General features: G+C 76.9%; 17 protein-coding genes, 1 tRNA gene and 1 pseudogene. All 19 read right to left on the bottom strand.

Annotated features, from left to right (window positions below):
- Positions 1 to 64: 64 nt before the first annotated feature.
- The 19 genes and pseudogenes from murF to E1B22_RS07895 all read right to left on the bottom strand — a co-directional run bounded on the left by murF (position 65) and on the right by E1B22_RS07895 (position 22,493).
- Positions 65 to 1,252 (bottom strand): UDP-N-acetylmuramoyl-tripeptide--D-alanyl-D-alanine ligase, encoded by a 1,188-nt coding sequence (gene murF / locus E1B22_RS07985; protein ID WP_243123252.1) that lies wholly within the window; start codon positions 1,250 to 1,252, stop codon positions 65 to 67.
- Positions 1,253 to 1,341: 89 nt separating this feature from the next.
- Positions 1,342 to 1,476 (bottom strand): annotated as a pseudogene (locus E1B22_RS13355) (hypothetical protein); the annotation flags it as partial.
- 30 nt (positions 1,477 to 1,506) lie between these two features.
- Positions 1,507 to 3,108 (bottom strand): UDP-N-acetylmuramoyl-L-alanyl-D-glutamate--2,6-diaminopimelate ligase, encoded by a 1,602-nt coding sequence (locus E1B22_RS07980; protein ID WP_243123251.1) that lies wholly within the window; start codon positions 3,106 to 3,108, stop codon positions 1,507 to 1,509.
- Positions 3,109 to 3,354: 246 nt separating this feature from the next.
- Positions 3,355 to 5,475 carry a penicillin-binding protein 2 gene (locus E1B22_RS07975; protein WP_243123250.1) on the bottom strand — a complete coding sequence of 707 codons (2,121 nt, stop codon included), beginning with the start codon at positions 5,473 to 5,475 and terminating at the stop codon, positions 3,355 to 3,357.
- 202 nt (positions 5,476 to 5,677) lie between these two features.
- A complete protein-coding gene (locus tag E1B22_RS07970; protein ID WP_135225225.1) occupies positions 5,678 to 6,136 on the bottom strand; it encodes a hypothetical protein in 459 nt (152 codons plus the stop codon).
- A gap of 410 nt (positions 6,137 to 6,546) precedes the next feature.
- Positions 6,547 to 7,794 carry a 16S rRNA (cytosine(1402)-N(4))-methyltransferase RsmH gene (gene rsmH / locus E1B22_RS07960; protein ID WP_243123249.1) on the bottom strand — a complete coding sequence of 416 codons (1,248 nt, stop codon included), beginning with the start codon at positions 7,792 to 7,794 and terminating at the stop codon, positions 6,547 to 6,549.
- A gap of 112 nt (positions 7,795 to 7,906) precedes the next feature.
- The gene (gene mraZ, locus E1B22_RS07955) at positions 7,907 to 8,338 is read right to left on the bottom strand and encodes a division/cell wall cluster transcriptional repressor MraZ (protein WP_135225224.1); all 432 of its coding nucleotides are present in this window, start codon (positions 8,336 to 8,338) and stop codon (positions 7,907 to 7,909) included.
- Between the two features lie 600 nt (positions 8,339 to 8,938).
- Positions 8,939 to 9,011 (bottom strand) — tRNA-Ala (locus E1B22_RS07950).
- A gap of 199 nt (positions 9,012 to 9,210) precedes the next feature.
- The gene (locus tag E1B22_RS07945; protein WP_135225223.1) at positions 9,211 to 9,975 is read right to left on the bottom strand and encodes a 5-formyltetrahydrofolate cyclo-ligase; all 765 of its coding nucleotides are present in this window, start codon (positions 9,973 to 9,975) and stop codon (positions 9,211 to 9,213) included.
- Positions 9,976 to 10,349: 374 nt separating this feature from the next.
- Positions 10,350 to 11,237, bottom strand: coding sequence for an acetyl-CoA carboxylase biotin carboxyl carrier protein subunit (locus E1B22_RS13910; protein WP_305791192.1), 888 nt, complete (start codon positions 11,235 to 11,237; stop codon positions 10,350 to 10,352).
- A 17-nt stretch (positions 11,238 to 11,254) separates the two neighbouring features.
- Positions 11,255 to 11,620 carry a hypothetical protein gene (locus tag E1B22_RS07935; RefSeq protein WP_135225222.1) on the bottom strand — a complete coding sequence of 122 codons (366 nt, stop codon included), beginning with the start codon at positions 11,618 to 11,620 and terminating at the stop codon, positions 11,255 to 11,257.
- Positions 11,621 to 11,843: 223 nt separating this feature from the next.
- Positions 11,844 to 13,388, bottom strand: coding sequence for an acyl-CoA carboxylase subunit beta (locus E1B22_RS07930; protein WP_135226029.1), 1,545 nt, complete (start codon positions 13,386 to 13,388; stop codon positions 11,844 to 11,846).
- Positions 13,389 to 13,997: 609 nt separating this feature from the next.
- Positions 13,998 to 15,287: a Glu/Leu/Phe/Val dehydrogenase gene (locus E1B22_RS07925; RefSeq protein WP_207669957.1), complete on the bottom strand. Its 1,290-nt coding sequence runs from the start codon at positions 15,285 to 15,287 to the stop codon at positions 13,998 to 14,000.
- Positions 15,288 to 16,095: 808 nt separating this feature from the next.
- Entirely contained in the window at positions 16,096 to 16,377 is a 282-nt protein-coding gene (gene yajC / locus E1B22_RS07920; RefSeq protein ID WP_135225220.1) for a preprotein translocase subunit YajC, read from the bottom strand.
- A gap of 193 nt (positions 16,378 to 16,570) precedes the next feature.
- Positions 16,571 to 17,746, bottom strand: coding sequence for a tRNA guanosine(34) transglycosylase Tgt (gene tgt, locus E1B22_RS07915; protein WP_135225219.1), 1,176 nt, complete (start codon positions 17,744 to 17,746; stop codon positions 16,571 to 16,573).
- Between the two features lie 288 nt (positions 17,747 to 18,034).
- Positions 18,035 to 19,099, bottom strand: coding sequence for a tRNA preQ1(34) S-adenosylmethionine ribosyltransferase-isomerase QueA (queA, locus tag E1B22_RS07910; protein WP_135225218.1), 1,065 nt, complete (start codon positions 19,097 to 19,099; stop codon positions 18,035 to 18,037).
- Positions 19,100 to 19,355: 256 nt separating this feature from the next.
- On the bottom strand, positions 19,356 to 21,077 hold the full coding sequence (locus tag E1B22_RS07905) for an anti-sigma factor domain-containing protein (RefSeq protein WP_167758893.1): 1,722 nt from the start codon (positions 21,075 to 21,077) through the stop codon (positions 19,356 to 19,358).
- A 115-nt stretch (positions 21,078 to 21,192) separates the two neighbouring features.
- Complete coding sequence (gene sigI / locus E1B22_RS07900; protein WP_135225216.1) at positions 21,193 to 21,915, bottom strand: RNA polymerase sigma factor SigI; 723 nt, start codon at positions 21,913 to 21,915, stop codon at positions 21,193 to 21,195.
- A gap of 362 nt (positions 21,916 to 22,277) precedes the next feature.
- Positions 22,278 to 22,493 carry a DUF2905 domain-containing protein gene (locus E1B22_RS07895; RefSeq protein WP_167758892.1) on the bottom strand — a complete coding sequence of 72 codons (216 nt, stop codon included), beginning with the start codon at positions 22,491 to 22,493 and terminating at the stop codon, positions 22,278 to 22,280.
- Positions 22,494 to 22,565 lie beyond the last annotated feature (72 nt).

The following is a 22,565-nucleotide window of genomic DNA, read 5'->3' as shown; positions in this document are numbered from 1 at the left end:
CCGCCCCGGCGGGATCCGGCACGGGCCGTCCGCGCCCCGGTCCCGCGCACCTCTGGGGGGCCGTTCACCGTTCGGCCGGGGACGAACCGGCCGCGTCCGCCCGCGCCAGCAGGGCCTCGACGACCTGTTCCATCGCCATGCCCCGCGAGCCCTTGATCAGGATGGCATCGCCGGGTCGCAGCCACCCCTCCAGGGCGGCCACCAGGGCGGCCTTGTCGGCGTACGCCGCCGCCGCGCCGCGGTCCCCCCCGGCCCGCCGCCATCCCTCCACCAGCTGGGGCGCCCACCGTCCCACCGCCAGGAGCACGTCGACGGTGCGCGCCGCCACCGCGCCCGTCTGCCGGTGGCCCTCTTCGGCCCACTCCCCCAGCTCGTACATGTCCCCCAGGATCGCCACGGCCCGGCGCTGGCCCGCGATCTGCCGCAACGCCTCGAGCGCCGCCCGGGTCGAGGTGGGCGACGCATTGTAGCAATCGATGAAGAGGGTCCACGACCCGACCTGGCGGATCTCGTTGCGCATCGCCGCGGGTCGTGCCTGGGCGAGGCCCGCGGCGATGGTGGCCGCATCGAGCCCCAGGGCGACGCCGACGGCCGCCGCGGCGAGGGCGCAGGTGACGCCGGCCGGGCCCGGCACCGCCAGCTCCACCGGCGCCCCGTCGCCGCCGCGGATCGCCAGGCGGAAGCGACTCCCCGCCGCTCCCCGATGCTCGACGGCGACGGCGCGGACGTCGGCATCGCCCTGGCCGAAGGTGAGCACCCGGGCGCGGGTGCGGGACGCTATGGCCCGCACCCGGGGATCGTCGGCATTGAGCACCGCGACGCCATGGGCGGGCAGGGCCTCCACCAGCTCGCCCTTGGCCTGGGCGATCCGTTCCAGGCTGCCGAGGAGCTCGAGGTGCGATTCCGCCACCACCGTCACCACGCCCACCTCGGGCGCGGCGATGGCCGCCAAGCGGGCGATCTCGCCGAGCCCACGCATGGCCATCTCCAGCACGGCCACCTGGTGGTGGTCCTCCAGATCGAGCAGGGTGAGGGGCAGGCCGATGTCGGTGTTGTAGTTGCCGGCCGTCTTGAGCACCTGGAAGCGCTGGCCCAGGACCGCCGCGGCCATCTCCTTGGTGGTGGTCTTGCCCACGCTGCCCGTGATCCCCACCACCCGCAGGTCCGGACGCCGCCGCCGAACCCAGCGGGCCAGGTCCGCCAGGGCCTGGCGGGTATCCGCGACCTCCACCACGGCGGTCCCCGCCGGCACCCCCCGGGCAGGACCTGGCCCAGGGGGCGGGCGATCACGGCGCCGCGCGCCCCGGCCGCCAGGGCCTGCCCGACGAACCGGTGGCCGTCCACCCGCTGGCCGGGCAAGGCGAAGAACAGGTCGCCGGGCCGCACCCGGCGGCTGTCCACGGTGCCGCCGGTCACCGCCACGGAGGGGTCGCCCGCCACCAGGCGCCCGCCCGTGGCGGCCGCCACCTCCGCCATGCTCAGGCGCACGCCCTCACCCCCCTGCCGTCACCGGAGACCGCCCCCGGCCGAGCCGCCGGTCGGCGTCCCCCCGCCGTCGCCGCCGGGGGTGCCGGACCCGCGGCCCGCCCCCGCGGACCGGTCGCCGCCCCCGCGATAGCCCATGGCCTCCAGGGCCGCCGCCGCCACCTGCCGGTCATCGAAGGGGATGGTCCGGTCCGCGAAGATCTGGTAGTCCTCGTGGCCCTTGCCGGCGATGACCACCACGTCGCCCGGCCGGGCCAGCTCCAGGGCGCGCCGGATGGCGGCGGCCCGCTCCGTCACGCGCTCGTAGGCGGCGCCCGCCACCTGACGGACGCCCGCCTCGATGTCGTCGAGGATCGCCTCCGGGTCCTCGCTGCGCGGGTTGTCCGAGGTCAGGACGGTGTAGTCCGCTAGGCGGGCGGCGATGGCCCCCATCTGGGGGCGCTTGCCCCTGTCCCGGTCGCCGCCGCAGCCGAAGACGCAGATCACCCGGCCCCGCCCCGCTAGCTCGCGGACGGTGGTGAGCACGTTCTCCAGCCCATCGGGGGTGTGGGCGTAGTCCACCAGGACCGCGAAGGGCTGGCCGCGGTCGATGCGCTCCAGCCGCCCCGGCACCGCGGGCAGGCTCTCGAGGCCCCGCGCGATGGTGGCGGGGTCGATGCCCAGGGCCAGGCCCGCGCCGGCCGCCGCCAGGGCGTTGTAGACGTTGAACCGGCCCGTCAACCGCAGCCGGACCGGCACCTCCCCCGCCCGGGTGACCAGGACGAAGCGGACACCGCCCGGCTCCACCTGGACGTCGCGGGCGGAGAGGTCCGCCGGCTGGCGGATGCCGTAGGTGATCACCGGCGCGCTGCTGCGGGCCGCCATGAAGGGCCCCCACGGATCGTCGGCGTTGATCACCGCCGCCTTGGGTCCGAGCTTGTCGGTGCCCGGGATCTCGTTGCGCCCCAGCCGCGCGAAGAGCCGCGCCTTGGCGGCGGCGTAGTCCTCCATCGAGGCGTGGAAGTCCAGGTGGTCCTGGGTCAGGTTGGTGAAGACGCCCACGTCGAAGGCGCACCCGGCGACGCGGTGCAGCGCCAGGGCGTGGGACGAGACCTCCATCACCACGTGGGTCAGGCCGGCGTCCCGCATCTGGGCCAGCAGCCGCTGCAGGTCGGCGGCCTCCGGCGTGGTGCGCTCCACCGGGAGGGAGCGCCCGCCGATGATGTTGTGGACGGTGCCGATGAGGCCGGTGGGATGGCCGGCGGCCTCCAGCACCCAGCGCACCAGGTGCGTGGTGGTGGTCTTGCCGTTGGTACCCGTCACCCCGACCAGCACCAGCCGCGCGCTGGGATGGCCGTAGAAGGCCGCCGCCAGCAACCCCAGGGCCAGCCGGCTGGAGGGCACCTGCACGTAGGGGACCCCGTGCTCCGCCGGCGCCCGCTCCCCCACCACCGCCGCCGCCCCGCGGGCCACCGCCTCGGGGATGAAGGAGTGGCCGTCGTAACGGAGGCCGCGGATGGCCACGAAGAGGAACCCCGGTTCCACCCGGCGCGAATCGTAGGCGATGCCGCGGATGGGTCGGTCCGTGGGGCCCGTGACGGTCTTCTCGGGGAGGACGGCGACGAGATCCTTGAGATTCACCATCGGCCTAGCTCCTTGCCATCCAGGGTCCGGGCGCCGGCGGTCCCCCGACGGACGAACCGGCCCGCCGCCGGCGCCGCATCGAAGTATAGCAACTGACTTGGCCCGTGACACCCCTTGCGGCGGCCCCGGGACACCCCTTGCCGCGGCGCGGCCGCGGCGTCACGCCCCGCCGTGGCCGGGCGGGAGGCCCGGATGCCGGACCGCATCGGCTTCCGGACGCCGGCCTGGGGCGCAGGACGGGGTCTGTCACCGGCGCGCCGGCTCCTGCAGGGTCACGGTCACCGTGGAGCCGATGGGCACCCGCCGTCCGGCAGGCGGGTCCTGGCGGGCGACCACACCGGCCCGATCGCCGCGCACCTGCATCTGCAGCCCGGCCGCGGCCAGCCGCTGGGCGGCCTGCTCGTAGGTGAGCCCCCGCAGGTCGGGGACGGTGACCCGTCCCTCGTCGTCCTGGCGCGCCGCCGTCTCGGTGTAGAGGATGATCGTGCTCCCCTCCTCCAGCTGCGCGCCGGCAGCGGGGAACTGCCCCACCACCCGCGGGCCGCCGCCCTCGAAGGCCACCTGGAACCCGGCCGCCTGGGCCCGGTCCCGTGCCTCGTCCCGCGTCAGGTTCATCAGGTTGGGCACCGTCCGCAGGCGCCGGGATTCGGCCCGCTCCTCCCGGGTCGGCGGGACCCCCAGGTAGCGCAGCGCGTCGCGGGCCACCGCCTGGAAGACGGGGGCCGCCACGTAGCCGCCGTAGTAGATCCCCGCGGGTTCGTCGATGGAGACCACGATGACCAGCCGCGGATCGTCCACCGGCACCAGGCCGGCGAAGGAGCCGATGTACTTCTGGACGACCCGGCCGCCCTCCACCTTGTTGGCCGTCCCCGTCTTGCCGCCCACCTCGTAGCCCGGGACCTGGGCCCGCCGGCCCGTCCCCTGCTCGACCACGCCCCGCATCAGCTCGCGGATGATCCGCGCGGTCTCCGGCTTGATCACCTGTCGGCGCTCGGCGGGCTGGACCTCCTCCACCACGTGGCCCTCGGCGTCCAGCCACGCCTGGGCCAGGTGCGGCGTCTGCCAGACGCCGTCGTTGGCCACCGCCGCCACCGCCGCCGCCATCTGGATCGGCGTGGCGGTCAGCGTCTGCCCGAAGCCCATGATCGCCAGGTCCAGGGGGGAGGCCTGCTCCATCGGCGGCACGATGCCGGGGGTCTCGCCCGGCAGGTCGATGCCCGTCAGTCGCCCGATGTGGAACCGCTCGAGGTACCGGTAAAAGAGCGGCTTGCCCAGGGCCAGGGCCATCTTGCCGAACACCACGTTGGACGAGTGGGCGAAGCCCTCGCGGAAGGGCACCGACCCGAGCCCCGCCTGGTTCCAGTTGGTGATGGTCTGGCCCCCCACCGACAGGAAGCCGGGGTCGTCCACGATGGTGTCGGGTGTCACCTTGCCCGCGTCCACCGCGGCCGCCCCGGTGATGACCTTGAAGATCGACCCCGGCGGGAAGGCGTCGGCCACCGGCTTGATGCGCCAGTTCCGTCGGGGGAAGTCGGCGAAGCGATTGGGGTCGTAGGTGGGCCGCGAGGCCAGGGCCAGGATCCCGCCGGTGCGCGGATCCACCACCACGATGACGCCGCCCTTGGCGCCGTGCTGGGTGACCGCCCGCTCCAGCTCCCGCTCGGCGATGTACTGGATGGTCTCGTCGATGGTCAGGCGCAGGGTCAGCCCGGGCGCGGGGCGCTCGTAGTGCGCCTGCACCGTCGGCAGCCGGATCGGCCGGCCCAGGGCGTCGTACTCGGTGGCGATGTAGCCGTCCTTGCCGGCCAGCTTCGCATCGTAGTAGGCCTCGATGCCCTCCAGGCCCTGGTTGTCCACCCCGGCGAATCCCAGCACGTGGGCGGCCAGCTCGCCCTTCGGGTAGAACCGGCGCGCCTCCTGGGTGATGTGGACGCCCGGGATGTCCAGCTGGCGCACCGCCCGGGACTCGGCGTCCGTCACCCGCCGCTTGACGTACCAGAAGGCGTGGGGCACCGTCAGCCGCTGGTAGACGTCCTCGGGGTCCATGTCGAGGACCCGGGCCAGCTGGCGGGCCGCCTCCTCGATGTCCACCAGCCCCTTGCGGGCGGCCGCCTGCAGCTCCGCCGGGGCGACGTAGACGGTGTCCACGTCGGTGCTGGTGGCCAGGACCCGCCCGTTCCGGTCGACGATGTCGCCCCGCCGGGCCTGGACGGGCACCTGCCAGAGGCGCATGTCCAGCGCCTTCTGGCGGAGCGCCTCGCCGCGCACCACCTGGATGGTGACGAGCCGGCCTGCCAGCACCGCCAGCGCCAGGGAGAAGGCGAGGAACACCACGAGGATCCGCCGTCGCAGCCCGATCCCGGGCATACGAACGGCCGGACCGCCTGGCGCCGTCCGGCCCATCCGTCACCGCCTCCCGTGCCCGCCCGCGGGTCGATCCCCGCCCGCATGCGCCGCCCTTTGGCGTGGCCCTTTGGCGTGCCCGTCCCCGCCCCTCTGGCGCGCCCGTCCCCGCGCCTTTGGCGCGCCCGTCCCCGCCCCTCTGGCGCGCCCCTCCCCGCGCCGCCCGTCAGCCGCCGAAGACCCGCTGCCAGATGCGGCCCAGCCAGACCAGGGGACCGCCCGCCGTTCCGCCCGACCCCACGGCCGGCTCCCCCGGCTCGCCCTCGGCGCCCGCGGGAGCCAGCGCCACCACCGCCTCCCGCACCGCACCCGCCTGGCCGTCCCCGGCGGCGGTGCCGCCGCCGGGCGCCTGCCCGCCGCTGGCGGTCCCACGCCCGCGGGTTGCCTCCGGGACGCGCACCGTGCGCAACGCGTCCGGCGCCTCGTAGCCGCGGGCCCGGGCAGCGGCCTCGAGGCGCGCCAGGGAGTCGCGCTGGGCCACCTCCAGGGCCAGGTGCTGGTTGGCCCGCTCCAGGCGCGCCACCTCCTGCTGGCGCTGGAGGATGGCCCGGTTCATCCCGTAGAGGGCCGCCCAGCGGGCGATCACCAGTACCGCCAGGGCGAAGAGCACAGCCACCGTCGCCACCAGGCGCGCCTCCGGGCGCAGCCTCAGGCGGCGGCGGATGCGCTGGCGACGGACGACCCCCGGGCGGCGTCGCGGATCGGGATGGCCCGCCGCCCCCGGCCCCGCAGGGGCCGCGGTGGGTCGCCACCGCGGCGCGACGGCGGCACCTCCGGCTCGTACCATAGTCCTATTCGCCCCCGTTTCCCGCTATGTCGTGGCCCTGGCGCCGGGCGACCGCGCCCGCGCGGTTGACGCCGGCCGCCGGGTGCGTGCCCGCCGGCGGTGACCTGGATCGGCGGACCCGGGCGACTCCTAGCCCTCTCCGATGGCGGCCGGGTCCAGACGCCGGGCGCCCGCCGACGGCGACGGCGCCCCGGGACGGCACCCCCGCCCGGTTCGCAGGCGCTCCCACCGGCGGCGGACCCCGGGCGTCACCGGGTGGCGTCGCAGGGCGACGCCCTCGCCCCGGCGCCGGTGCGGGGCTCTCCGCCCGCGGGCGCCGGACCCGCCGCCAGGCGCTGGAGGGCGCGCAGCTTGGCGCTGCGTGACCGGGGATTGCGGCGGACCTCCTCCTCCCCGGGCGTCACCGGCTTGCGGGTGAGGAGGCGGAAGCCCTCCCCGGCGGCCAGGTCGCGAAAGGCCCGCTTCACCGCCCGGTCCTCCAGGGAGTGGAAGGCGATGACCACCAGCCGCCCCCCCGGCCGGAGCCGCTGGGCCGCCGCGCGCAGGAATCCCTCCAGCCCCCGCAGCTCGTCGTTGACGGCGATCCGCAGCGCCTGGAAGGTCCGGCGCGCGGGATGGCCGCCCCGCCGCCGGGCGCGGGCCGGGATGGCCGCCTTGACGATCTCCACCAGCTCGGTGGTGGTGGTGATGGGCCGCCGCCGGCGCGCCTCCACGATGAAGTCCGCGATGCGGCCGGCCCAGCGCTCCTCGCCGTACTCGGCCAACCAGCGGGCCAGCTGGTCGCGGCTGGCGGTGTTGACCAGGTCCGCCGCCGTCAGCGGCTGGCCCGGATCCATGCGCATGTCCAGCGGCCCCTCCTCCTGGTAGCTGAAGCCGCGGGAGGGATCGTCCAGCTGCATCGACGAGACGCCCAGGTCCAGCAGGATGCCGTCCACGCGGTCCCAGCCCAGGGACGCCAGGTGCCGCTCGAGGTCGCGAAAGTCGCCGTGAACCAGGTGCACCCGGTCGCCGAAGGGCGCCAGGCGCCGCCGTGCCACGGCCAGGGCCTGGGGATCGCGGTCGATGGCCAGCAGCTGGGCGTCGCCGCCCACCGCCGCGAGCAGGGCGGCCGCGTGGCCGCCGCCTCCCACCGTCCCGTCGACGTAGCGGCCGCCGCGGCGCGGCGCCAGGAAGGCCAGCGCCGCCTCCAGGAGCACCGGCTGGTGGGGCGCCAGCCCCTGCGCAGCCCCGTCCTGCCCCCAACCGCCACCCGCCTCGTGCCCCTGCGCGGCACCGGCCTGCTGGGCACCGCCACCCGCTGCGTCGCCGGCAGGGGGACGGCCGGCAGAGGGTCGGCGGACCGGCGCCGCGCCTCCCCCTCCAGCGGTCGCGTCCGTCCCGCCCCCGCTGCGGGGGGCCCGGCCGGGCGCGCCCCCATCGCTACCCGCTCCGCCCCCTCCGTCGTCCTGGTGGGGCGCCGTGGGTTCGGCTGCGGCCGACCGGATTCGTCCGCCCATGGCCTCGCCCCTCGGTCCGTGCTGATGGCTGGCTCCGCCCTTACCCGCGGCGAATCGGGCTGCGTCCGCCCAGGGCCTCGCCCCTTGGTCCGCGGCCGGGCGAACGTCGGCGTCAGATGCCCAGGTCGACGATCTGCTCGGCGATCCGGGAGTAGGCCTCGGAGGCCTCCTCCACGTAGCGTGTCCACCGCTCCACCGCCCAGATCTCCACCCGGTTGCCGACGCCGATCCACACCGCCTCGCGGTCGATCCCCGCGTACGCCCGCAGCGCCGGCGGCACCAGGATCCGCCCCTGCTTGTCCGGCACGCACTCGCTGGCCCCCGACAGCAGCAGCCGCACGAAGGCGCGGGCGCTGGACTGGGCCAGCGGCAGGGCGCGCAGCTTCGCCTCGAGGCGCTGCCACTCCGCCGGCGGGAAGACGAAGAGGCACTGGTCGAGGCCGCGGGTGACGACCAGGGGCTCGCCCAGCGCGTCGCGCAGCTTGGCCGGGACGAACAGGCGCCCCTTGTCGTCCAGCGCGTGCCGGTACTCGCCGATCAGCATGCCCGCCCCTCGCTTCCCCGCCCCGCCCTTGCCGCCCGGCAGGCCACTGCTCCCGTGGCGGCGTCCGCGACGACACCCGCCGCCCGCCCGACCGCGATGGGTGCCCCACTCTTCCCCACGTTACCCCACTTCGAACCACTGGCACCGGTTATTCGGGGCGGCCGGGTCAACTCCTGCCCCCGCGGGTCCCAAACTTCTGACGCGTGCCGACGCACCGGCGCTGACGGGTGGGCCAGCCGGCAGCCGCCGCGGCGACCGCCGCGCTTCCGCAGGACGTGCGCGAGCCGAGGGCGCGCGAAGGGGGACAGGCGCTGGAGCCATCGGCCGGCGCCGACGGCCCGCGCCCGTTGGGTCACCACGAGGCCTCGCCAAGGATGGGGGTGAGGATGTTTCGCGGGGCGGCGTGGCGTGCGAAGCGGAGGATCCCGGGCGCCGTCGCGGGACGACGGTCGGGGGGATGGGTCGCGAGGACCCCGGCGGGATGGGTCGCGACGATCCCCAGGAGCGGCCGGGTCGCGGGACGCCGACCCCGGGGACCGGGTCCTACGACGCCGAACGCGCCGCCGGAACCGGCGGCGCGTTCGGCTGACGAGCGGGCGGTGGAGCGGATGGGACTCGAACCCACGACCTCTGCGATGCGAACGCAGCGCTCTCCCAACTGAGCTACCGCCCCGTCGACAACCTCGATTCTAGCGGCCGGCGCCGGCGCCGTCAACCGACTCGCCTGCGGGTCCTGGACGCGCCCGCGGGTCGTGGTCCGGCGCCGCCCGCAGCGGCCTCGACACCGCGCCCGTGCCCGGCCGCTCCCGGGCCTGCGGAGGCCCGCCGCGGAGGCCGGCCGCTGCGCGGCGCGCACGCCACCCGGCGACGCGTCAGCGGATGCCCCACCACGGTCCGTGGACCCCGTCCTCGGTCACGATCAGATCCATGCGCCGGTCGTGGGGATCCCGGGGCAGGCGGTCCACCACCATCCGGGCCGGGGCCACGGCCACGCGCCACGCCGCCGGGCATCGCGCCAGGAAGCGGTCGTAGTAGCCGCCACCCCGCCCGAGGCGCCATCCCTGGCGGTCGAAGGCCAGCCCGGGCACCACCACCACCGTGTCCGGCCCGGGGACCCAGCGCGGGGCATCGTCCGAGGGCTGTCGGAGGCGCCAGGGCCCCATCCGCCCGGGGGCGGGGACCAGCTCGTCCCAGGAGCCGACGCGCCGGGCCTCCATGCGGCCGCCCGCCGGCTCGATCCAGGGAAGGAGGACGGCGATGCCCCGCCGGCGTGCCCACTCCAGCAGGGGCGAGACGTCGACCTCCGTCGGCATGGGGGCATAGAGCATCAGGCCGCGGACCTCCCTCGGCAGGCCGCCGAGGTCGCCCCATGGGGGCCCACCGGCCCCCGCACGCGCCGTCGCCCCCTGGGCCGCCTGCTCCAGCAGCGTCCGGAGGCGCCGGCAGATGGCGGCAGAGATCGCCCCCAGCGCGGCGGGCGAGAGCTCCCGCCACGCGGCGCGCATGCGTCGGCGCCAGCGCGCCTTCTCCGCCACGGCGGGCGGGGTCCGGCGGGACGGGTCGTCATCCGCCGGCGGGGCTTCCCGCCGGGGCGCTGCACCCCATCGCCGCGCCGTGTCCTCGTCCTCCTGCGCCATGGCCTCGCCCCCCCTGCGCCACGGATCGACTCCCGCCCCGCACCCGTCGGCGGCGGGGATCGCCACCCCCTCAGCAGCTCCATCACCGCCACCGCCGCGCCGATCGACGCCGCCCGGCCCATCGCCGTCCCAGCGCCCCCAGCGGCTCCACCGCCGCTGCCAAGTGTCGGCCGGCACCCGGCTGAAGCCCGCACCAACGCCCCCTCGGCAGCCCCGCCGCCACGGCCCCGGTCGGCCCCCGCCTGGGGCCCCGGCCACGGGTTCCTCGGTGGTCCCGCTCCTCCGCTTCGGCCCTGCGCCGCCTCCCCACGGGCCCGGAACACCGCCCCGTCGGCGGCCGGGACACCCCGGGTCCAGGGCGCCGCGGGACGTCCTCAGCCTTCCGGCTCGATCCAGGCCACCACGTCGCCCTGGTCGAGGGTCTGCCCCTTCGTCCGGGGAACGGCGGCCACGCGCCCCGCGCAGGGGGCCGTCAGCTCGTTCTCCATCTTCATCGCCTCGAGGATGGCCACCACCTGCCCCGCCTCGACCCGGTCGCCCGGCCGGACCCGCACCTCCAGCAGGACCCCCGGCAGGGGCGCCGCCACCGCCACGCCCTGGCCCTCCCCCGCCGCCTCGGTTGCGCGGGTCCCGCCGGCTGCGGCGAGACCGCCTTCCGCGGCCCGCCGCGCCCCTTCCTCCACCGACCCGTCCACGGCGGGCCCCGACGGCGTCGACGGCGCGCCGCCTGCCGGGCGCCCCGGCGCGGGCGCGGCACCGGCCGGTGCCGCGCCCGCGCCGACGGCGGCCTCGGCGTCCGTGCCCGCGGCGCCGTCGGGCCCGGCTTGGGACGCCGCAGCCGGGCTGGCGCCGGGGCCGGGGCCGGCGGCCCCGCCGGCCCCGGCCCCGGCGACGGGCGCAGCCGCACCCCCGGCCGCCTCCCCGGCGCCCGGTGCCCACCCCGGGCCGGGCACCCATCCGGTGCCCGGCCCGGGGTGGGCCGCCACCGGCGGCCCCGGCCACGACCAGGGGATGGCGGGCCACGGCCACGGGCCGGATGCCCCCGCCCCCCAGGCCGGCGCCGGGTACGACGGCGGCGCCACCGGCACCGCGCCCGGTCCGCCCCCCGCGGTGCCCGCGGGCGCCGCCATCCCACCGCCAGGGACCCCGGCTCCGCCCGCCGGCACCGCGCCGGCCGCGTTCAGCCCCGGTGCCGCCGGGTCCACCGGTTCGACCCACACGTCGAAGACCCAGCCGTTGACCGTCACCCGATACCGCTTCATCCCCTGGTCCTCCCGTCTCATCCCCTGGTCCGCCCGTCGTCGACGTCGAATGCTCCGCCGCGGGCCCGGAGCCGACCCGCGGCGGCCCATGGGCGCGCTCCCATCGCGGCCCGCGCCGCCAGCAGCTCCTGCCGACCCGCCAGCACCCACGGCGACGGGTGGCGCCCGGCGAGGGGCACCGCGGCACCCGCCCTCGCCGCGCGCAGACCGGCGGAGGCTGCGCCGCCGGCGAGGTTTACCGGGCCGGTCGGCCCCCCCACCGGCAGGGATGCCCCGCCGTCCGCCCCAGGCCCCACCGGCTGGATCCAGCGCACCCGGACCGGCTCCCCGGTCGCCGCCTCGATGGCAGCGGCGACGGCCGCCACCACGGTCCACGGCACCATGACCGCGCCCGCCTCCCTCGACGAACCGCCATCCCCCACGGCGCCCCTGGGGCCCTCCCGCTCGGCCCCCGGGGCCGGCCACCCGCGCCGCCCCAGGCGGCGCCGGTCCCGCCGCAGCCCGCACCCCGCGCCCTGCAGGCGGATGGGGCCGCCGGCGCGCCGCCGGGGTGCGGACCAGCCGGCTCCGGCGCGCATCCCCCGGCGCCCGGGCCTGCAAGGGGGCCTACAAGGGGATGTTGCCGTGCTTCTTCGCCGGCCGCTGCTCCCGCTTGCCGACCAGGCTGGCCAGCGCCGCTGCGACCCGCAGCCGCGTGGTCGCGGGCTCGATCACGTCGTCCACGTAGCCGCGGGCCGCCGCCACGTAGGGGCTCGCGAACACCTCGCGGTACTCGCGGACCTTGGCGGCGCGCACGGCGGCCGGGTCGTCCGCCTCCGCGATCTCCCGCCGGAAGACGATGTTGCACGCCCCCTCCGGTCCCATCACCGCGATCTCCGCGGTCGGCCAGGCGAAGGCATAGTCCGCGCCCAAGCCGCGGCAGCACATGGCGATGTAGGCGCCGCCGTACGCCTTGCGCAGCACGACGGAGATCTTCGGCACCGTCGCCTCGGCATAGGCGTAGAGGACCTTGGCGCCGTGACGGATGATGCCGCCGTGCTCCTGGGCGCGCCCCGGGAGGTAGCCCGGCGTGTCGACGAAGGTCAGCAGCGGGATGTTGAAGGCGTCGCAAAACCGCACGAAGCGGGCGATCTTGTCCGACGAGTCGATGTCGAGACACCCGGCCAGCACCCGCGGCTGGTTGGCCACCACCCCCACCACCTGCCCCGCCAGGCGGGCGAAGCCGACCACCGCGCTCTGCGCGAAGCGCTGGTGGACCTCCAGGAAGCTGCCGCGGTCCACCACCGCCTCGATCACCCGGCGCACGTCGTAGGGCTTGTTGGGGTCGGTGGGAACCGCCCGTTCCAGCTCGGGAGCGAGCCGGTCCGGGGGGTCGCCGGTGTCCTCCAGCGGCGGGTCCTCCAGGTTGTTCGAGGGCAGGTAGCCGAGGAGCCGACGGATCAGGCCGAGGCACTCCCGCTCGTCCCGGGCGTAGAAGTGCGCCACGCCGCTGCGGGCGGTGTGGGTCGCGGCGCCGCCCAGCTCCTCGAAGCTGATGGTCTCGCCGGTCACCGCCTTGATCACGTCGGGACCGGTGATGAACATCTGGCTCGTGCCCTCGACCATGAAGACGAAGTCGGTGATGGCCGGCGAGTACACGGCGCCGCCGGCGCACGGCCCCATGATCACCGAGATCTGGGGGATCACGCCCGAGGCCCAGGTGTTCCGGGCGAAGATCTTGGCGAACCCGTCCAGGGAGGCCACGCCCTCCTGGATCCGGGCGCCGCCGGAGTCGTTGATGCCGATCAGGGGGGAGCCGGTTTCGAGGGCCAGGTCCATCACCTTGCAGATCTTGGCGGCGTGCATCTCGCCCAGGGTCCCGCCGATCACGGTGAAGTCCTGGGCGAAGACGTACACCAGCCGGCCGTCGATCCGGCCGAAGCCGGTGATCACGCCGTCGCCCGGCGCCTCCTTGCCCTCCATGCCGAACTCCCGCGCCCGGTGCTGGACGAACAGGCCGATCTCCTGGAAGCTGCCGGGGTCGAGCAGGAGCGCCAGGCGTTCGCGGGCGGTGAGCTTGCCCTTCGCCCGCTGCTGGGCGATGCGCTCGGGGCCGCCGCCGAGCTCCAGGCGCTGGCGGCGCGACCGCAGCTCCGCCACCTTGGCGGCCATGGGGGCGGCCGCTGCCGGCGTCCCGCCCCGCTCGCCGGGTCCCGGGCTCGGGGCGCCGGCCCCACCCGCCCCGCCGGCCGGGGGCCGGTCGCCGGCCGCGGCGGTCGGCCCCCGGCCCCCGGCCGCGGCGTCCGGCGGCAGGCCACCGGCCGGCGACGCGCCGGCTCCGGCGCTCGCCGCCCCCTGCGGCGACGGGGCCGGGTCGCCCGCCGGCCGTCCCGGCCCGGCCCGCCAGCGACGGCCCCCGCCCTCGCCCCCACCGGGTTCACCGGCGGCGGACGCGCCGGCCGCAGCGCCCGCCTCCGGGCGCGCCGCATCCCCTTCGTCCCGGACGGCACGGCGCCGGCCTTCGCGGCCGGCGGCCCGCTCCGCCCGTCGATCCCGGGTTCCCTCACCCGTTCCCTCGCCGAAGCCGATCATGTCCTGGTTCCTCCGGTCCCTTCCCGTCCCGCCGGACGCCGCGCGGGGCCGCGAGCGCGCCGGGAGCTCCGCCCCGCCCCGGCATCTCCGCCCGCGGCGTCCCGGCGCGGGGCTGCGCGGCCCGGCCCCGAGGCGGTCCCGCCCCGCGCGGCCTTCGCCGCGCAGCCGGCCGGGCACGCCCCCGGACCGCTACGAGCGGAAGCTGCTGTCGGTGCGGTGGATCCAGCCGCGCACCTGCATGGCCTCCGTCACCCGCGCCACCGCCACGGTGTAGGCCGCCAGGCGCAGATCCCGGGTGCGGAGCCGCTGAGCCGCCTCCCACACGCGGCGGAAGGCGCGGACCATGCGCTCCTCCAAGCGCCGGTTGACCTCCTCCTCCGACCAGGTCCAGTGGCACTGGTTCTGGACCCACTCGAAGTAGCTGACGGTCACGCCCCCGGCGTTGGTCAGGATGTCGGGCAGCACCACCACGCCGCGTTCCACCAGGGTCTGGTGCGCGTCGGGCGTGGTGGGCCCGTTGGCGATCTCGCCCACCAGGCGCGCCTGGATGCGGTGGGCGTTGGCAGCGGTGATCTGGTTCTCCAGCGCGGCCGGCAACAGGATATCACAAGGCAGCGTGAGCAACTCCGCGTTGTCGATGCCGCGGGCCCCGGGGAAGCCGGCGACGCTGCCGGTGGTCTCCTTGTGCGCCGCCACGGCCGCCGGGTCCAGGCCGCGTTCGTCCAGGATGCCGCCCCGGGAATCGCTGACGGCGATCACCCGCACGCCCAGCTGGTGCAGCAGCCGGTGCGCCACGCTGCCCGCGTTGCCGTAGCCCTGGATGGCCGCGGTGGCGCGGCGCAGGTCGAGCCCGAGGGCGGCCGCCGCCTCCCGCACCACCGTCACCGCCCCCCGCGCCGTCGCCTCCCGGCGACCCAGCGAGCCCCCGATGACCAGGGGTTTGCCGGTGACGATGGCGAAGGCGTTCTGCTGGCGGATCTGGCTGAACTCGTCGGCGATCCACGCCATGACCTGGGCCGTGGTGTAGACGTCGGGGGCGGGGATGTCCTTCTCCTCGCCCATGACCTGGGCCATGGCCTGGATGTAGCCGCGGCTGAGCCCCTCCAGTTCCCGCGCGGACATGCGCTTGGGGTCGCACACCACCCCGCCCTTGCCCCCGCCAAAGGGGACCTCCAGCAGGGCGCACTTGAGCGTCATCCACATGGAGAGGGCCTTGACCTCGTCGGGGGTGACCTGGGGATGGAAGCGGATCCCGCCCTTGGTGGGACCCAGGGCGTCGTTGTGCTGGGACCGGTACCCGACGAAGACCTCCGTCCGGCCGTCGTCCATGCGGACGGGGATGGCCACCTCGACGAAGCGGAGCGGCCGAGCCAGGATGCGGTACACCGCCGGGTCGAGCCCCAGGGCCTCACAGGCCCGGGCGAGCTCCCGCTTGGCCACCTCGTAGGGGTTGGGCAGGTCGGCCGCCGCCTCCCCCATCGCCCCGGGGTCGCCTTGCGAGCCCCGCCGCGCCACCCGTTCCCGCTCCCCCTCGGTCGGCTCCATCGCCGGCGCGTCCTCCGCCGCGGCCGGGGGCTCGGGCTCCTGCGGCGGGGCCGGCCGGGCCGGCCCCGCCGGCGGGCTCGGCACCGTCGTCACCGTGGGGGTCAGCGGCGCCCCCGCCTCCAGGGAGGCGGCTCCCGGGGCCGGCTGCGGCACGCCGTCCCGGCCGCCGTCCGGTCGGGACGGCGGCCGGGACGCGGGCGGGGTCGCCGGCGGCTGTCCCGCTGGGGCGTCGGGCCGCCCCGTCGCACCCCGAAGCCGCCCCGCCACGGCGGGTGGCCGCCCCACCGCATCCGGGGACCGCTCCGCCGCGGCCGGCGGCCGCCCCGCCGCATCCGGGGACGGCTCCGCCGTAGCCGGCAGCCGCCCCGCCGCAGCCGGGGACCGCCCCACCGCGGCGGGCGGCCGCACCGTCGCTGCCCGAAGCCGCCCCGCCGCAGCGGGCGAGCCTCCCGTTGCGGCCTGGGCCGGCCCCGCCGGCCCAGGCCGCCCGGCCGGTCGGGACCGGCCCTCCCGCCCATGGCCCTCGCCGCCCCGCCCGTTCCCGTCGCCTTGGCTCTGCCCGCGATGCACGGTCACCGTGAGGCCCCCTTCCGCTGCGTTGCGGCTGCGGCAGGCCCCCGCGGCCCCTCCCCGTCTCCCCCTCCCGGCCGCCGGCCCGGCCCTGGGGTGCGTGCGCAGGCTCCCGCCGGTCCGAGCCCGCGGCCCGCCCCCGGGCCGCGGGCTCGGACCGGGCGCAGGACGGCTAGTCGTCCTGCCCCAGGACCCGGGCCACCGCGTCGCGACTGAGGCGGATCTCCACCTTGTCGGCGATGCGCAGGCGCACCGTGTCTTCGTCCACCCGCGTCAGGGTGCCGAAGATGCCGCCGATGGTGACCACCTTGTCGCCCACCTTGAGGCGCGCCAGCATCTCCCGTCGCCGCCGCTGCTGCTGTTGCTGCGGCCGGATCAGCATGAACCACATCAGGCCGAAGAACAGCGCGAAGATCAGCAGGTTGACCAGCAAGGCGTTCTCCTGTTCCGGCACGGCGCCACCTCGCCTCCCCGCAAAGTGTACCCTACACCGGTTCGCGGGCCGTCGGCGGCCTCCTCCCGGCTCGTCGCGCCCCGTCGGCCGAGGCGGTCCCCCGCGCTCCCGGCGCCCGAGCCGCCGCGGCGCGGGCCCCTGGCCGGGCCGGGTTCGTCCGGACGAACCGGCCGCCTCCGCCGGGGGTCGCCGCCTACGCCCCCGGCAGCGTCGCCGGCTCCGGCGGGCGGAAGCCCAGGGCTGCCCCCTCCCCTGCGTAGAAGGCGGCGCGGAACTCCGGCAGCCGGTCCGCGCGCACCGCCTGACGCAATCGCTCCATGAACCGGTGGAGGTAGCGCAGGTTGTGGATCGTCGTCAGGCGCATGCCCAGGGTCTCGTTGACCTTGAGCAGGTGGCGGATGTAGGCGCGGGTGAAGTGACGGCAGGCGTAGCAGTCGCACGCCGGGTCCAGCGGGCGGAAGTCGCGGGCGAAGGCGGCGTTACGCACGGTCAGCCTGCCCTCCGAGGTGAAGACGGTGCCGTGCCGGGCCATGCGGGTCGGCAGCACGCAGTCCATCATGTCGATGCCCCGCCACACCGCCTCCAGGATCAGATCGGGCGTGCCCACGCCCATCAGGTACCGCGGCCGGTCCGCCGGCAGCAGCGGGACCACGGCCTCGAGCACGGCCACCGTCAGGCCCGCCGGCTCCCCGACGCTCAGCCCGCCCACGGCGTAACCCGGCAGGTCCAGCTCCACCAGCGCCTCCGCCGACCGGCGCCGCAGGTCGGCGTAGACGCCGCCCTGGACGATGCCGAACAGCGCCTGCCGGTCGGGCCGGCCCTCCTCCCGCCAGGCGCGGTGGCAGCGCCGAGCCCAGCGGGTGGTGCGCTCGACGCTGGCCGCCACGGCGTCGTACGGGGCCGGGAAGGCCAGGCACTCGTCGAAGCACATGATGATGTCCGCCCCCAGGTCCCGCTGCACCGCCATGGACAGCTCCGGCGTAAAGAGGTGCTCCGACCCGTCCAGGTGGGAGCGGAAGCGCACGCCGTCGGCCGTGACCTCCCGCAGGGAGGCCAGGCTGAACACCTGGAAGCCGCCGCTGTCGGTCAGGATCGGCCCCTCCCAGGCCATGAAGCGGTGCAGGCCCCCGGCGGCCGCCACGACCGCGGAGCCCGGCCGCAGATAGAGGTGGTAGGTGTTGCTCAGGATGATCTGCGCCCCCACCGCCCGCAGCTCGTGGGGGCTCAAGGTCTTCACCGCGGCCTGGGTGCCGACGGGCATGAACACCGGCGTCTCCACCGTGCCGTGGGGGGTCGCGAGCCGGCCGGTGCGGGCCTGGCTGTGGGCCTCTCGGTGCTCGATGGTGAACCACCCGTCCCAACCGCTCAAGGACCGTCCGCCTCCCTGCCGACGCCAGGTCCTCCCGCCGCAGCCTGCCGCCCGTTCCCACCCCGGGGCGGGGGATCGGCGCGGGCCCGGCCGGCGCCGCGAGAGGCCTCCACGCGCCTCGGTGCCCCGAGGGGCGCCGGATCGCCCCGTTGCCCGGAAGGGGGTCTGGACCAGTGCCGCCGGCGCCGGCTGCCCCTCCCCCGAGGGGCGTCGGATCGTCCCATCGCCCGGAGCGGGCGCCCGGGCGGCGGCGCCGGCCGCCGGGGCCGCCGCCACCGGGCCCGGCGGCTACGCGGGCTCCCCGGCGTGCGGGGCCACGCCCGGCAGGATCAGCATCGCGTCGCCGAAGCTGAAGAACCGGTACCGCCGGGCCACCGCCTCCCGGTACGCGGCCAGGGTCCGCTCCTTGCCCAGCAGCGCGGCCACCAGCATGATCAGGGTCGACCGCGGCAGGTGGAAGTTGGTGATCAGGCCGTCGATGGCCTTGAACCGGTACCCGGGGTAGATGAACAGGTCGGTCCACCCGCTGCCCGGCCGGACGGTGCCGTCGTCGGCGGCCACGGTCTCCAGGGTGCGGGTGACGGTGGTGCCCACCGCCACCACCCGGCCGCCCTGGGCGCGGGTGGCGTTGATCGCCGCGGCGGTCGCCGGTTCGACCCGGTAGAACTCGGCGTGCATCCGGTGTTCCTCCACGCGGTCCACGGTCACCGGGCGGAAGGTGCCCACGCCCACGTGGAGGGTCAGGTAGGCGATCCGGACGCCCTGGGCCTCGAGCCGGGCCAGGAGCTCGGGGGTGAAGTGCAGCCCCGCGGTGGGCGCGGCGACCGAACCCTCCTCCCGGGCATAGACCGTCTGGTAGCGCTCCGGGTCGTCCAGCTCCTTGCGGATGTAGGGCGGGAGGGGGACGCGGCCCAGCCGCTGCAGGGTCTCGTCCACCGTCTCCCCGGACGGCGGCTCGAGGCGGATCACCCGCTCGCCGCCGTCCCGCACCTCCTCCACGTGGACCCGGAGGGGGCGGTCGTCGCCGCAGATCGCCACCGTCCCCGCCCGCAACCGGCGCCCCGGCCGGCCCAGGGCCAGCCACCGGCCGTCGCCCAGGGGGTCGAGGAGCAGGAACTCCACCTGCCCGCCCGTGGCGCGGCGGCCGAAGAGGCGCGCCGGCCGCACCCGGGTGTCGTTGAGGACCAGGCAATCGCCCGGCCGCAAGAAGCGGGGCAGGTCGCGGAAACGGGCGTGGATCCATCGCCCACTGTCGCGGTCGACCACCATCAGGCGCGAGGCGTCCCGCTCGGGCAGCGGCTCCTGGGCGATGAGCTCGGGCGGCAGGTCGTAGTCGAACTCGTCGACCCGCATCGCGCCTGCAGCGCCTCCCTCGCACGCCGCCACGGGGATCACGAAGGCCATTATGGCACAACGGACGCAACGAGGCCCCGGGGCTTCGCCCCTGGGGCCGTGGCGTCGGGGAGGCGTCGGGCCGGCCGTCCGGGAGGGGGAGGCGTCGGGCCGGCCGTCCGGGACCGCTGGGCGGCGCGGGGCCGTCCCCCCGCCCCGGGGATGGAGCCCCGCCCGGAGCGGGCGGAGCGTCCCGGGCGCGGGCCAGGGGCCCTGGCTAGCGGCAGAGCAGCGGCTCCTTGATGCTCCCGAAGAGGCGGCCCAACGGGCCGTGGTCTTGCTCCGAACACGTCCACAGGTCCTCGAGGAGCTCGCCCAGGTCGAGCCGCCCGGCGTCGGCCTGCCGGCGCGAGCGGTCGTCCCGCTCCCTGCGCCCCTCCGTCCCCGCGCCTTCGTTCCCCCGGTGGTGCCGCTCGGGGGCACGCGGAGACGGTGCCGCGGCCTCCTGGCGCCGGGCGGGCTCGCCCGCACCCTGCCCGGACCGTCCGCCCGCGGGGTCGGTCCGGCGGCGGCCATCGGCCTCCCGCCCGCCGCCATCGCGGGGGCCGCCGGAGGCCCGGCCGCCGCGCCGGTCCTGGCGCCGGTCGTCCGTGTCATCCCGCCGGTCCGCGGAGGGCCGGCGGACCGCCGGCGGCGCCGGCTGCACCGTCCCCTGGGCCGACCGGTCGTCGGCCAGCCGTTGCGCGCGGCCCTGCTCGCCGCGGCCCCGACCGCCGCCGTCCCCGCCGTCCGCCGTGCCGCGCCCCCTCTCGGCGGGCCCCGGGCGGCCCGTCGCCATACCTGGCCCGCGGGTGCCTTCGGCGCCGCCCCGGCCGCGCCCCGCCCCCTCCGTGGCCGGGCGCGACGGCGACCCGGCCTCCGCCGGGATGGGGCGGAGCAGCAGAAGTCCCCGCACGATGCCGTCGATCTGCCGGCCGAGCAGGTCGACCAGCTGCAGCCCGATCACCGGGGGCGGGAGCGCGCCGTCCCCCGCTCCGGCCGCGGCGGGCCCCCGCGATCCGCCCTGCGCTGCGGAGTCGGCGGCCGCCCCGCGGCCCGACGGGGATGCGGGCCGACCCTCCCGCGGCGCCCGGCGGGAGCCACGGCCCGGGGCGGCGGCGCCGCCCGCGGTCGCCGCCCCGTCCGCCACGACCCCTGGGCTCGGCGCCGCCGACCACGCCCGGTGCAACTGCTCCGGCGGCAGGTCGGCCAGCTCCGCCAACGCCCGCCGGACCGCCTCCGGACCCTCCCCGCCGGCCTGGACGCCGCCGATCTGCTGGATCCGGGCGCCGAGCAGCGCCGCGACCTGGAACAGCGACATCCCGGTCCGCCGGGCCAGCTGGGCGAGGCGCACCCCCACCTCGGGATCCTCGACGGTGACGACGGCGGCAGCCGCGGGCTCGGCGCCCCGATCCAGCAACCGCGCCGTGCCCCATTGGGCGCGCCCCACCGCCTGCCGCACCGCCGGCGGCAGCCCGAGCCCCTCCGCCAAGGGCGCGGCGGCGATGACCACCACGCCGGGCTGCATCCCCGGCTGCCCCAGGGCCCGCTCGATCAGCCCCACGATGGCCCGGTCCACCGGCACCCCGGCCCACGCCACGGGCTCCACCAGCGCCACCGCCTCGCGCGTGAGGGGCTCGACGCCCAGCACCACCGCCCACGCATCGGTCACCAGGCCCACCCGGGCGGGGTCCAGGTCCACCGTGACGTACCCGGCCGGCTGGGCGGCCGCCGGGGTGACCAGGAAGCCGCTGAAGACGCCGACCAGCAGCGCCGCGGCCGCCGACCAGACGATCAGCCGCCGCCAGGGCGACCGGCGGGCGGGCACCGGGTCGAGGACCACCTCCTGCCCCACCTGCCACCGGCGACCGCGCAGGGGCACGCGCAGGAACTCGCCGCCCTCCCGCAGGACGACGGCGCTGTCCCCGTCGATCTCCAGCACCACCGCCTTGGCCCCCATCGGCCCTGCCCGCCTCCCCCGACCGGCTGGATCGCGGCGCCCGGCCCCGTTACTCCCTACGCAGCGGAAGCACCCGCTGCGGGGGTGGTTCTCCCGTCGCTTCGCGGATTCCCGCTCATGCCACGTACTCCTGCAGGTATACATAGTCGCCCATGAGGATCAGGGCAACGGCCACGATGTACTTGCGCTGTCGCTCCAGGGTCTTGCGGGAGGCCTGCACCAGGGGGTCGGCCGCCAGCTCCCGCAGGGGCAGGGTGCGGTTCTTGAGGAGGGCTTCGCGGTAGGCGGGAACCGTGGCCAGGCGCCGGGCGACCTGGATCGCCCGGTCGCGGGCGTCCTTGTGCTTCGGACAGCTCTCCACGAGGTCGCTGAACCGGATGCCGAACTGGGCCAGCTCCTGCTGCAGCCGCAGGATCTCCTGACGCCGCTCCCAGGCTTCCTCCGCCAGGGCATGGCGGTCCAGGGCCGCCTGGATGTCCACCTGGTTGACGGGATGGCCGTCCTCGTCCTCCGTCTCCAGATCGCTGAAGGGGACCGCCACCCGGGTCGCGGTCTGCTTGCGGAAGTGATCGATGAGCCGGCGCTTGATCACCGTCTCGGCGAAGGCGATGAAGTTGTTGCCCCGGCGGGCGTCGAAGCGATCGATGGCCTCGTTGAAGGCGAGGAGCCCGATGCTGATCTCCTCGTCCTGGCCGGGGTGCAGGTAGCGGCCGCAGACGCGGGACGCCACCTTGAGGACGAAGGGGGTGTACGCCCGGATCAGCTCGTTGCGGGCGTCGTCGTCCCCCGCCTTGGCCGCGACAATCAGCTGGTCCGTCCCCAGGGGGCTGGCACCCATGGCTCCACCCCGTCGGCTGGCTCCCCTCCGGGGCGGCCGGGTCCTTCCCGCTCCTGCCGCCCCATGCCCGCACGGCGTCCGCCTCGGCCGCCCCGCGCTCCCCCCGCCCCCTCACCCGCTGCACCGACCCGGCAGGCCGTCCCGCGCGGCCGGCGGACCCGCGCCGTCCCCGCCGCGCAGGCGCCCGCGCATCCGCCAGGGGCACCTCCGGACGGTGGCGTGGCGCGCCGGCGGCGCCACCGCCGGCAACCGCCCCGGAGACGACGCCACCGCCCCCGACCGCCCCCGAGGCGACGCCACCGCCGGATGCTGCCCGGGACCGGCCGCCGGCGGCTGACGCCTCCCGATCAGGCCATCGCCCGCTACCGCCCCCGGAACAGCAGGTTCAGCACCAGGGTCAGGAGCAAGCTCAGGACCAGCGAGCTGGCGAGGGGGAAGAAGAAGGTGAAGTTGCCGCGCCGGATGACGATGTCCCCCGGCAGGCCGCCGAAGCCCACGCGCCCGGCCAGCCACAGCACCAGGCCGAAGGCGGCGAGCCCGAGCCCCATGATCACCAGCCAGCGTCCGATCTCGCTCATCCCCACCGTCCTCACCCGTCCTCGACCCGCGGGTCCAAGGCGGGCGAGGGGCTGCCCCCTCGCCCGCCTTCT

It is taken from the genome of Thermaerobacter sp. FW80, assembly GCF_004634385.1.
Classification (GTDB): Bacteria; Bacillota; Sulfobacillia; order Thermaerobacterales; family Thermaerobacteraceae; genus Thermaerobacter; species Thermaerobacter composti.
Note: the sequence above shows the minus strand (reverse complement) of the source record. Positions and strands in the feature narration are given on the sequence as shown.